Below are 10,687 nucleotides of genomic sequence, written 5' to 3'. Positions count from 1 at the left end.
AAAGTCCCACTAATACGCCTCTTGACGACACCCGATTCGCTCGGAGAACTCCCCGGTACCGCGATCCCGTGACAGGTGGATCCAGGTGCTGCGGTCCGCGGCGCACCCCGCGGACTCGGGAGCGGCCGGCGCGGGCGCGGGATGTGACATCGATGTCGGGACGACCGTACGGGCGGTGTCCGGTCCGTCGGGGGCGAGCAGCCCGTGTTGGTGCGCCAAGTAGCCGAGCTGGAAGCGGCTCGTCGCGCCGAGCTGACGCATGATGGCGGAGACGTGGCGTTGGCAGGTGCGCACCGAGATGCCCAGGGCGCGGGCCGTGGCGCGGTCGTCGTCGCCCTGCATCAGGTGCTGCAGCACGGATCGTTTCGCCTGGTCGGCGACGTCCTGGATGAAGGCCTTCTCGCGCGGTTTGCCGATGCGTTCGCCGGTCGCCCACAGCAGGTCGAACAGCTCGGCGACGAACGCGACCAGGTCGGGGCTGCGGACGAGCAGTGCCCCGCCCGCGGTCTCCGGGAGCGGGAGGGCGAGCAGGGACCGGTCGAAGACCAGGCACCGGGCCAGGCCGCCGGAGACCGTCCTCGCCTCGGCCCCGAGAGCCGCCAGCTCCGTCTCGTACCGCACGGTCGGCGGGTCGAACCGGGCCGAGTGTTGGTACAGCGTGCGTACCGGGACACCACGGGAGAGCAGGTCCCGGTGCCGGACGCGGGCGCGGCGCAGTTCGACCTCGGGCAGGGGGCCGCCCGGCTGGGCGCAGAGCACCTCCTGCGTGCACGCGGCGGCCTGCCGGTCGAGGATGCGCTGGAGTTCGTCCGCCGACTCGATGCGTTCCAGCGGCGGCCCCTCCAGGGTGCGTTGGCGTGCGGCGTGCACGATGGCCAGTTCCGCGAGCTGCCCCCGCATGCGCAGCAGGTCGAGCTGGGCCCCCTGGACGCGTTCCTCCCACTGCTTGAGCAACCGCGCCGACACGTCGGTGGGGTTGGTGGCTGCAAGGCAGTCGGGGCCGATCTGTTGGACCAGGCCGCTGGAGACGAGGGCGTCGAGGGTACGGGCCATGGCGGCGGGTTCCGCCCGGGCGAGCAGCTGGCTTTCCTGGAGGGGGCCGTGTTCTGCGAACTCCCGGTAGAGGGCCATCTCCTCGGACGTGAGCTCCTGGGGTCGGTCACGGTCCTGCGGCTGTTTCGGCGCGCCTGATTTCATTTCGCTGCCCTCTCGTTCGCATCCGTCGCGATCGCGATGCTAGGAGACTCCGCTCCGGCCCGCCGCCCCGGGAACGTGTATCGGACACGCTTTCCGTGCGCGAGGCTTGCCGGGAGGTCGGCGCAAGACCCTTGATCCGTAGCGGAATTCGCCGGCCGGCGCGAATCGGTGAGCCGGACGACGTGCCTCCGCGGGGATGGCCGGAAGACGTAGGAGCCCTACGAAAGGTTGCAGCAAGCCCTTGCTGTCGTCTTTCTGACAGTCGGTAAGACGACGGTCGCACCCCATTGGCGGGCGGCCGTCTGCCGCTCGATGCTGGGGCGGGGCGCGCCGATCGGGGCTGCGCACCGTGCAGGAAAGGCACGAACGCATGGATCCCAGACGACCGGCGGGCCCGTCCGTCGGGCCCGTCCGTCGGGGCCGGCCGGGTCGGCCGTCGGGCTCAGTCGTCCGCCGGGTGAACCACCTCGACCCCCTGGTCGCGCAGGGCCTCGACCGCGGGGGAGCCCGCGGGGGCGTCCGTCACGACGAGGGCGATCTCTTCCATGGAGCAGATGCGGCCCAGCGCGGCGCGGCCGATCTTGTCGGCGGTCGCGACCAGGATCACGCGCTGCGCCGCGGCGACCGCCGCCCGCTTCACCTGGACGTCGTCGAGGTTGTAGGCGGTGGCTCCCTGGACGGGGTCGACACCGCAGCAGCCCAGGATGAACGTGTCGAAGCACAGGTCCTTGAAGGTCTGCACGGGCGCGTGGCCGTAGAAGGACAGCTCCTCGGGGCGCACCTGCCCGCCGGGCATCACCAGTTGGATGCCGGGGTGTGCGGACAGGGTGAAGGCCGCGTGCAGTGAGAGGGGGGTGACGGTGAGCTGACGGTCCGCCATGGCCTTGGCGATGGCCGCGGCGGTCGTGCCCGTGTCCAGCGCGACGGTCTCGCCGTCGGTGAGCAGTTCGACCACGGCGCGCGCCAGTCGCTCCTTGGCCCGCGTTCCGGACATGGCCCGGATCGCGTAGGGGGGCTCGACTCCGCCGGGCAGGCTGCTCACCGCGCCGCCGCGCACGCGGCGCAGTGCTCCCCGGGACTCCAGTACTTCCAGGTCCCGGCGGATGGTCATTTCGGACGCCCCGGTGGCCAGGGCCAGCTCGGCCACCGTCGCGCGGTTCTGCTGCACGAGCAGTTCCACGACGAACTTGTGCCTCTCCATCACGTTCATGTGTCTGCTTTTAGCACAGATGGGGGCGGAGGGCCGCCAGGATGTGCGTTTCGAACATTCAAACTGTTGAAATGAACATTCGTGATGTGTAGCTTGAGCGGAGTAGGGGGAACTTCCTGCTGTTGTGAACATTGATCGTGTTCATTCGGCCGTGACCGATGAGGAGAGCCATGACCGCCACCCGTGAGGCCGACCTGCCAGAAGGAGGGAAACCCCTCCTCACCACCGTCGCGATCGTCGCCTCGTGCCTGGCGTTCGTGGTGATCGGCGCCCTCCAAGCGCTCTACGGTCCGGCGATCCCGGCCCTGCGGGACGAGTTCGGCATCAGCCCGGCCGTGGCCGGGCTCAGCCTCAGCGCCCACTTCGTCGGCGCCCTCCTCGGGGTGCTGATCTACCACCTCCTGCGGGGCCGCCTGAACAACCGGGTGCTGCTCGGCGGCTCCTACGTGCTGATGGCCGTGGGTGCCGCCGCCTTCGCCTTCTCCCCGAGCTGGACCCTCGCCCTCGCCGGCACCTTCGTCATCGGCCTGGGCTTCGGCGGCATCGACTACGGCCTCAACCAGCTCTTCGCCGTCGGCTTCGGCCACCGCAGCACCGCCATGCTCAACCTGCTGAACGGGCACTTCGGCATCGGTGCGATCGCCGGTCCCGCCCTGATCGGCTGGCTCGGGGCGGAGAGCTATCCGGAGATCTTCATCGGCACCGGCGTGATCAGCCTGCTGATCCTCGTCACCCTCGGCGGGGTGGCCGCCCGGGAGCCCGCCCCCGCCCCCGTGGACGGCGCCCCGGCGGGAGGCGCCCGGGTGCTCCCGATCATCGGGGTGTTCATCGGCATCTACGTCCTGCACGTCGCCATCGAGACCGGCGTCGGCGGCTGGGAGCCCACCCACCTCGAAGCCGTCGGGTACGGGGCCGCCACCGCAGCGACCGCGACCTCCGCCTACTGGGCCGCCATGACCCTCGGCCGGTTCGTCGCCGCGCCGATCAGCCTGCGCTGGTCCGCGCCGTCGATCCTCCTCGTCTGCTGCGTCGGCATGGCCGGCTTCCTCCTCCTGGCGACGGTCCCGGCGTTCGCCCCGTACGCGTACTTCGGCGTCGGCCTGATGATCGCGCCGATCTTCCCCACCTGCCTGCCCTGGCTGAACCGCGCCGTGCCCGGCGTGGGCGCCGCAGGCGCCTATGTGATCGCCGCCTCGATGATCGGCGGCGTGGCGTTCCCGCCGCTGCTCGGCGCCGTCATCGACACGATGGAGGTGAAGACGGTGCCGCTCCTGCTGTTCCTGCTCGCCGTCGTCTGCGGCGCGCTGAGCCTGTGGCTGCGCCGCAACGCCCCCGACCCCGGGGGCGTGCCCGGCCCGCGCGACTCCGGGCGCACGGACGCCGTCACCACACCCCTGAACCCGTAGAACGTGAGGAACCGAAGGATGAAAGCCGTCCTCTTCGACATGTTCGGTGTCATCGCGCGTGTCCAGTCGCCCGAGTCCACGGCCGTCCTGGAACGCACGGCCGGTGCCGACCCCGACCGCTTCTGGGCGGCGTACTGGTCCGAGCGACCCCCCTACGACCGCGGCGAGGTCACCGGGCCCGGCTACTGGCGAGCGGTCTTCGCGCACCTGGACGTCCCGCTCGACGGGCGGCTGACCGAGGAGCTGACCGCCGCCGACCTCGCCAGCTGGAGCGAGATCGACCGGCGCATGGTGGACCTGCTCGGCCTCCTCGCCGACCAGGGGCTCGTGCTCGGCCTCCTCTCCAACATCCCCGAGGACCTGGCCGCCCGGTACGAGGCCACCCAGCCGTGGCTGGAGCGGTTCGCGGTCCGCGGACTCTCCTGCCGGATCGGCAGCGCCAAGCCCGAACCCGCCGCCTACGAGTGGTGCGTCCGCGAACTCGGGCTGCCGCCCGGAGAGATCCTGTTCGTCGACGACCGGGCCGAGAACGTGGACGCGGCACGCAGACTCGGCCTCCAGGGCCACGTGTTCACCTCGCCGGAGGAACTACTGGTCGCGCTGGAGGCGGCGTTGACGTGACGGCGCCGTCCGACTGGGCGGAACGCCTCGGTCCCGCGGCGCTCGCCGCCCCCGACCCGGACTGCATCACCTGTGCCGGCCCGCCCTGTCCCGGGACAAGGCGTCCCGGCGCACCCTGCGGGCCGTGGCCGCACCGGGGCCGGCCGGGCTGCCCGTCGCGCACGCCGCGACGGCCGTGCCCCGTTCCCCGAGCGGCTCCGCCGGCGCCCTCTCCTTTCCCGGGTAGAGAAACCGGACGGTAAAGGGAGTAAAAAGATCCGCATTTCCAAATGGTCACTTGTCAGGCCGAGTTGGAATGTGATCAGATGAAAGAGAAGGCGCTGCCACGAGATCCCTGTCTCCAACGGGTGAAGTATCCGGGCCGCCCCCCACCGGCATCAAGTCGCCGTATCCGAATTCTTTTCCACTGGACGTGAACTGCAATTCTGCCGTCCATTCTTCGACGTGTTGACGTCTCGAACGACCCGTGTGAGAGGGACCGATGGAAACCAAGGACGTTACCGAGCACATCTATTACCCCGTCAGCGACTACAAGATGGCGCGGGGCGAGGGTGTCTACCTCTACGACGAGGACGGCAAGAGCTACCTCGACTGCGCGTCGGCGACCTTCAACCTGAGCCTGGGATACTCCCACCCGGCCGTCGTCGCCGCGATGAAGGACCAGCTCGACAAGGTGGTCCACATCACCTCCTCCTACCAGAGCGATCCGGTCAACGGCCTGGTCCAGCGGTTAGTCGAGGTCTCCCCGGACAACCTGACGAAGGTCCATCCCAAGGTCTCCGGCGGCTCCGCCGCCAACGAGGGCGCCATCAAGATGGCCCAGATGGCCACCGGCAAGTCCGAGGTCATCACGCTGTTCCGCAGCCACGTGGGCCAGACGATGATGATGACGTCGATGTCCGGCAACGCGTTCCGTCGCGAGCCGTTCCCGAACCTCTTCCCCGGCAGCCTCCAGGTTCCCGACCCGTACTGCTTCCGCTGCTTCTACGGGCAGAAGGAGGGCTCCTGCGGGATGATGTGCGTGGACCGGCTGGAGGACTTCGTCGACTACGCCAGCTCCGGCCGGGTCGCCGCCTTACTCATCGAGCCGATCTCCGGAAACGGCGGCAACATCGTTCCGCCGGACGGCTACATGCAGAAACTGCGCGCCTTCTGCGACGAGCAGAACATCGCCCTCATATTCGACGAGATCCAGACGGGCATCGGCCGTACCGGCCACATGTTCGCCGCCCAGTACTTCGACGTCGAACCCGATGCCATCACCACGGCCAAGGGCCTCGGCGGATCGGGTGCGCAGGTCGCCGCCATCATCACCAACGAGCGGCTCGCCGGCCTCCCCGCGAACCACCACTCCTTCACCTACGGCGCCAACCTGCTGGCCGCCGCTGCGGCCAACGCCACCCTCGACATCGTGCGGCAGCCCGCGTTCCTGGCGAACGTCACCCGCACCGGCGACTACATCATGCAGCGCCTCGACGACATGAAGCGCCGCTACCCGCAGATCGTCGACGTCCGCGGCGTCGGACTGATGATCGGCTTCGAGATCGCCGAAGCCGACGGCAAGCCCGCCGTGAAGCTCACCAACCACCTGGCCACCAAGGCCATGGACCACGGCCTGATCCTGCGCACCTCGCGCTACGGCTACGGCAACGTGCTCAAGATCCGTCCGCCGCTGATCCTCACCATGGACCAGGCCGAGGAGATCTGCGACAAGCTCGAGAACCTCTTCCTCGCGGAGCTGGCCCGATGACCGCCGGCACCCCGACGACCGCCGACACCCCGGTGACGGCCGACGATCCGCTGGCCGCCGACAACCCGATGAAGCGGCTGCTCATCTCCCTCGGACAGCACGTCCGCGCCGAACTCCTCGCCTACGAGGCCACCGGCCGCGAGCGCAGCGTCCACGGCGACTCGCCCGGCGGCGACGCCCAGTTCGACGTCGACGAGGTGGCGGAGCAGGCCGTACTGGACTACCTGCGCGAGCACGCCCACGTTCCCGCGGCCCTCTACACCGAGGACGGCTCCTACGTGGAGCTCGCCCCCGAGCCGCAGGTCCTCCTCGTCGTCGACCCGATCGACGGCACCCGCCCCACCTCGGCCGGCCTCGAAATGGGCATGGTGTCCATCGCGGCCGCCCCCTACGGGGACGGCAAACCCACCCTCGCCGACGTCGACGCCGCCTGCCTGGTCGAGATCAAGAGCGGCGCATGGCTCTACGGCGACGACACCGGCGGTCTCGACAGCGGCGGATTCGCCACCCCGGTCCCGCGGCTGAGCCGGAACACCGACCCGACCCACATGTTCTGGTCGATCGAGTTCAACGGCCACCCGATGGACCTGATGACCGAGGCGTACGGCCACCTCGTGGACCGTTCGGCCAACACCGGCGGCATCTTCGTCTTCAACAGCAGCACCTTCTCCATCTCCCGCATCATCACCGGCCAGCTCGACGCCTACGTCGACATCGGCAACCGCGTGCTGCGCGACCACCCCGACACCGAAGAGGCGTTCCTGCGGGTCGGCCGCGGCTCGATCCTGCACCTCTTCCCCTACGACATCGCCGCCGTCGTCTACCTCGCCCGGCAGGCCGGCGTCGTCATCACCGACGCCTACGGCGACGACCTCGGCAGCACGTCCCTGGTGGACCTCGGCCCGATGAACCAGAAGTCCTGCATCGCCGCCGCCACCCCCGAACTCCACGAGCAACTGCTCGACACCATCCGCTGGGACCTGGGCCGCGCCGCCGCCGCGCCCGCGAGGGAGGAATCATGAAGGCACTGACGCTCACCGCCGACCGCACGCTCGCCCTCGTCGACCACCCCAAGCCGGAGCCGCTGGCCGCGGACGACGTCATCATCCGCGTCACCCAGAGCGGCATCTGCGGGACCGACCGCAGCGTCCTCGTCGGCAAGTTCCCGGCCGAGACCGGTGTCGTCATGGGCCACGAGGCCGTCGGCGTCGTCGACTCCACGGGCCCCGGCGTCACCCGCTTCGCCGTCGGCGACCGGGTCATCGTCAACCCCACCCTGTACTGCGGAAACTGCCCCACCTGCCTCGAAGGCCACTGGAACTTCTGCGGCCACAAGGCCGGCACCGAGGTGGGCCTGGACTACGACGGCTCCTTCGCCGAGTTCATCCGCCTCCCCGAGCTCTTCTGCCACGCGATCCCCGAAGACATGGACTTCGACCGCGCCGTCGTCGTCGAACCGCTCGCCTGCGCACTCAACAACATCGAGGCTGGCCGCCTGGCGGCCGGCGAGACCGCCGTCGTCGTCGGTGGCGGCCCCATGGGCGTGGTCACCGCCATGGCCGCCCAGCGCTACGGCGCGACGGTCCTCCTCGTCGAACCCGACCCGGTACGCGGCCGGCTCGGCCAGGAGATCTTCGACGCCCCCGAGTTCGGCGGCCGCGTCACCGTCCACACCCCGGACGACCCGGCCCTCACCGAACGCGGCGACCTCGTCGTCGACTCCGTGGGCAACCTCCTCGAGCAGAGCATCGGCTACGCCGCCGTGCGCGGCCGCGTCGTCGTCATGGGCTTCAACAGCAACGCCTCCGCCACCGTCCGGCCCCTCACCCTGCTCCAGCGCGGCCTGCAGATCATCGGCGCCGGCGACTACAACAGCATGATCTTCCCCAAGGCCGTCGAGCTCGCCCGGCAGCTGCCGCTGGAGCGCGTGGTCACCCACCGCTTCGCCCTCGCCGACCACGAAGAGGCGTTCAAGGCCCTCGCCGCCGTCCCCGGCGCCGAGTACACCGCCCTGAAGGTCGTCCTCGTACCCCCGCACGACGGAGCGGCCGCATGAGCCCCGTCCCGCGCACCACGCTCGCCGGAGCGCTCGTCCCCGGCACCACCCGGCCCGTCGTCGTCGGCGAGTACCCCTACTACCGGGCCGCCCCCGCCAACTGGGGCGCCGACCTGCGCGAACTGCGGGCCCTCGGCGTGGACGTCGTCTCCTGCTACCTCCCGTGGCGCTTCCACGAAACGGGTGCGCAGGAGGACGACCGCTCCTTCGACTTCACCGGGAAGACCGACCCGCAGCGCGACGTCGTCGGACTGCTGGAGCTGGCCGCCGCCGCCGGACTGGGCGTCCTCCTCAAGCCCGGCCCCTTCATCCACGCCGAGGTCCAGCTCGGCGGGCTGCCCGACCGCCTCTGCGGCCCCGGACACACCCCCTACCAGGGGCTGGACGGCGCCGTCCTCACCTCCCAGGGCGAGCCGCTGCCCAGCCTCCTCGACCCGGCCGTCCAGGCCGAGACCGAGACCTGGCTGAAGGCCGTCGCCGACGAGGTCGTCACCCGGGCCGCCGCCCCCGACGGCCCCGTCGTCGCCCTCCAGCTCGGCAACGAGGGCACCTGCGGCGACGCCCACCTCCCCGTGGACGCCCAGGACGCCTCGCCGGCCGCCCGTCGGGCCTTCGCCCGCTGGTTGACCGGACGCGGCCTGCCCGACGAGGCCGCCCTCGCCACCGAGGACGTCACCCGGTGGACCAGCGCCACGCGACAGCAGTGGTCGCGTTGGTCCGGGCACGCCATCGTCGACCTGTGGGACCGGATCTCCGCGCTCTTCCCCGAAGGCCCGGCCCGGCTGGCCAACGTCCCCCTCACCGCGGTCGCCGCACCGCGCGCCGCCCTCGACGCCTGGGCCGCCCGGCAGCGCGCCGTGCAGGGCTCCGGGTACTTCGTCGGCCACACCGAATGGATCGGCAACCCGGCCAGGGAGACCGCAGCCTTCGGCTCCCACCTGGCCGGGATCCTCCTCGGCGGCACCGACGTCGTCGAGGCGAACTGGGGGTTCACCTGGACCGACGAGTCCTTCGCCCGGCCGGCGACCCCCGTCTTCAACGCCCTGCTGGCCCTCCTCCTGGGCTCCACCACCGTCAGCGTCTACACCGCTTGCGCCACGGAGAACTGGGGCCCGCTGGTCGACATGGACCCCGACGGGCTGCGCGCCGAAGGGGTGGACCCCGCCCTGCACGCACCGCCGTACACCCCGGGCGCACCGCTCGCCGAGGGCGGGGCCCACCAGGCCAACGCCGAGGGCCTGCGGCTGCTGGCCGCGTTCCTCGAACGCCACGGCGACCTGCTGGCCGGCACCGCCTTGGACCGCGACGCGGTGGTCCTCGTCGACCGGGCCCTGCCCGAGGCCGGCGCCTGGCAGCGCACCGGCCGCACCGTCCTCGCGGAACTCGCCGACGCGGTGCACCACCAACTGGCCGACTCCGGAAGGTTGATCGGGCTCGGCTGGCTCGACGAGCGGCCGGCCCCCGCCGCGGACGGCACCCCCGTCCCCGTCGCCGTGCTGCGGGCCGGGCACCCCGCCGGCGACGGTCCCGGCGAGTTGACGCTGCCGGCCGGTGAGTCCGCGGACGGCGCGGCCGCCGCGTTCCTCGCCGCGTTCGCCGACGCGCTCCCGGCTCCGGCCGGCCAGCGCTGGACCACGGAGCACGGCGGGGCCCGCGTCCTGAGCCGGTCCGGCCCCGACGGCGTCCGCGTCATCGGCGCCTTCAACCCCACCGACGCCGACGACCGGGTCACCGGTACCGGCGGTGGCTGGACGCTGGACCTGCCCACCGGCTCCGCCGCGGTGCTCGTCACCCGCGACGGCGCACTCGTGGGATGGCTCGCCACCCCCGAAGAGCCGTCCGCCACCCCCGTCGCCCTCCGCTGGGGCGGCGAGAAGGCCGACGCGACGCGCGTCCGGGCCACCTGAGACCCCGGGCGGCGGGGGAGCGTACCTGACAGCGCGCCCCCCGCCGCCCGGCCCTACCCCGCCGTCGGGGACGAGGCACCGTGACCGGCGTTGCCATCGGCGTTCCCTCCATCAACTCCGCCCGGACGCGATGCCGTGACCGGCTCAGCCCGGGGACGGTCCGCCGTCGGCCCTGCCGTTTCCCGCCACCGGGTGCCGGCCCCGGTACCACTCCTGGCTCCGCCCGCAGGTCTGGTGTCGGCCCTGCCAGACCGGCCGGTGCCGCAACGGGCCGTGCCCGGCGGTGGCTCCCCGGCGGGCGCCGCCCCTGGCTGCGCCCGCCGGTCTGGCCGTCGGTTCTGCCGGGTTGCGGTGCCGCAACGGTCCGGCGGTTTCCCGCCACCGGGTGCCGGCCCCGGTACTGCTCCTGGCTCTGACCGGCGGTCCTGCCGTCGGTTTTGCCTGGGTGCGGTGCCGTGACCGGCGCTGCCCGGTCGTGGCCCGCAGTCGGTTCACTCCGGGCACATCGCCGCAACGGCCAGGCGGCGGGGCCGTATTCGG

General features: G+C 71.5%; 8 protein-coding genes. 6 read left to right on the top strand and 2 right to left on the bottom strand.

Annotated elements, in window-relative coordinates:
* Positions 1-9: 9 nt before the first annotated feature.
* Entirely contained in the window at positions 10-1,197 is a 1,188-nt protein-coding gene (locus OG207_RS07590) for a helix-turn-helix transcriptional regulator (RefSeq protein ID WP_329097059.1), read from the bottom strand.
* A gap of 442 nt (positions 1,198-1,639) precedes the next feature.
* Positions 1,640-2,407 carry a DeoR/GlpR family DNA-binding transcription regulator gene (locus tag OG207_RS07585; protein WP_329097057.1) on the bottom strand — a complete coding sequence of 256 codons (768 nt, stop codon included), beginning with the start codon at positions 2,405-2,407 and terminating at the stop codon, positions 1,640-1,642.
* A 170-nt stretch (positions 2,408-2,577) separates the two neighbouring features.
* Between OG207_RS07585 and OG207_RS07580 the strand changes: the two genes are divergently transcribed.
* The 6 genes from OG207_RS07580 to OG207_RS07555 all read left to right on the top strand — a co-directional run bounded on the left by OG207_RS07580 (position 2,578) and on the right by OG207_RS07555 (position 10,147).
* Positions 2,578-3,813 carry an MFS transporter gene (locus tag OG207_RS07580; RefSeq protein ID WP_329097055.1) on the top strand — a complete coding sequence of 412 codons (1,236 nt, stop codon included), beginning with the start codon at positions 2,578-2,580 and terminating at the stop codon, positions 3,811-3,813.
* A gap of 18 nt (positions 3,814-3,831) precedes the next feature.
* Positions 3,832-4,434: an HAD family hydrolase gene (locus OG207_RS07575; protein WP_329097053.1), complete on the top strand. Its 603-nt coding sequence runs from the start codon at positions 3,832-3,834 to the stop codon at positions 4,432-4,434.
* A 481-nt stretch (positions 4,435-4,915) separates the two neighbouring features.
* Positions 4,916-6,184, top strand: coding sequence for an aspartate aminotransferase family protein (locus OG207_RS07570; protein ID WP_329097051.1), 1,269 nt, complete (start codon positions 4,916-4,918; stop codon positions 6,182-6,184).
* The gene (locus OG207_RS07565; protein ID WP_329097049.1) at positions 6,181-7,206 is read left to right on the top strand and encodes an inositol monophosphatase family protein; all 1,026 of its coding nucleotides are present in this window, start codon (positions 6,181-6,183) and stop codon (positions 7,204-7,206) included. The genes OG207_RS07570 and OG207_RS07565 overlap by 4 nt, the downstream gene beginning before the upstream one ends.
* Complete coding sequence (locus OG207_RS07560; protein WP_329097047.1) at positions 7,203-8,240, top strand: zinc-dependent alcohol dehydrogenase; 1,038 nt, start codon at positions 7,203-7,205, stop codon at positions 8,238-8,240. Before OG207_RS07565 ends, OG207_RS07560 begins: the two co-directional genes overlap by 4 nt.
* Positions 8,237-10,147, top strand: coding sequence for a beta-galactosidase (locus OG207_RS07555; RefSeq protein WP_329097044.1), 1,911 nt, complete (start codon positions 8,237-8,239; stop codon positions 10,145-10,147). Before OG207_RS07560 ends, OG207_RS07555 begins: the two co-directional genes overlap by 4 nt.
* Positions 10,148-10,687 lie beyond the last annotated feature (540 nt).

Origin of the sequence: Streptomyces sp. NBC_01439, assembly GCF_036227605.1 — a bacterium.
Taxonomy (GTDB): Bacteria; Actinomycetota; Actinomycetes; order Streptomycetales; family Streptomycetaceae; genus Streptomyces.
Note: the sequence above shows the minus strand (reverse complement) of the source record. Positions and strands in the feature narration are given on the sequence as shown.

Coding starts and splice junctions, on each gene's coding strand:
- OG207_RS07570 (WP_329097051.1), top strand. CDS start 4,916: ATGGAAACCAAGGACGTTACCGAGCACATCTATTACCCCGTCAGCGAC.
- OG207_RS07590 (WP_329097059.1), bottom strand. CDS start 1,197: ATGAAATCAGGCGCGCCGAAACAGCCGCAGGACCGTGACCGACCCCAG.
- OG207_RS07575 (WP_329097053.1), top strand. CDS start 3,832: ATGAAAGCCGTCCTCTTCGACATGTTCGGTGTCATCGCGCGTGTCCAG.
- OG207_RS07560 (WP_329097047.1), top strand. CDS start 7,203: ATGAAGGCACTGACGCTCACCGCCGACCGCACGCTCGCCCTCGTCGAC.
- OG207_RS07585 (WP_329097057.1), bottom strand. CDS start 2,407: ATGAACGTGATGGAGAGGCACAAGTTCGTCGTGGAACTGCTCGTGCAG.
- OG207_RS07580 (WP_329097055.1), top strand. CDS start 2,578: ATGACCGCCACCCGTGAGGCCGACCTGCCAGAAGGAGGGAAACCCCTC.
- OG207_RS07555 (WP_329097044.1), top strand. CDS start 8,237: ATGAGCCCCGTCCCGCGCACCACGCTCGCCGGAGCGCTCGTCCCCGGC.
- OG207_RS07565 (WP_329097049.1), top strand. CDS start 6,181: ATGACCGCCGGCACCCCGACGACCGCCGACACCCCGGTGACGGCCGAC.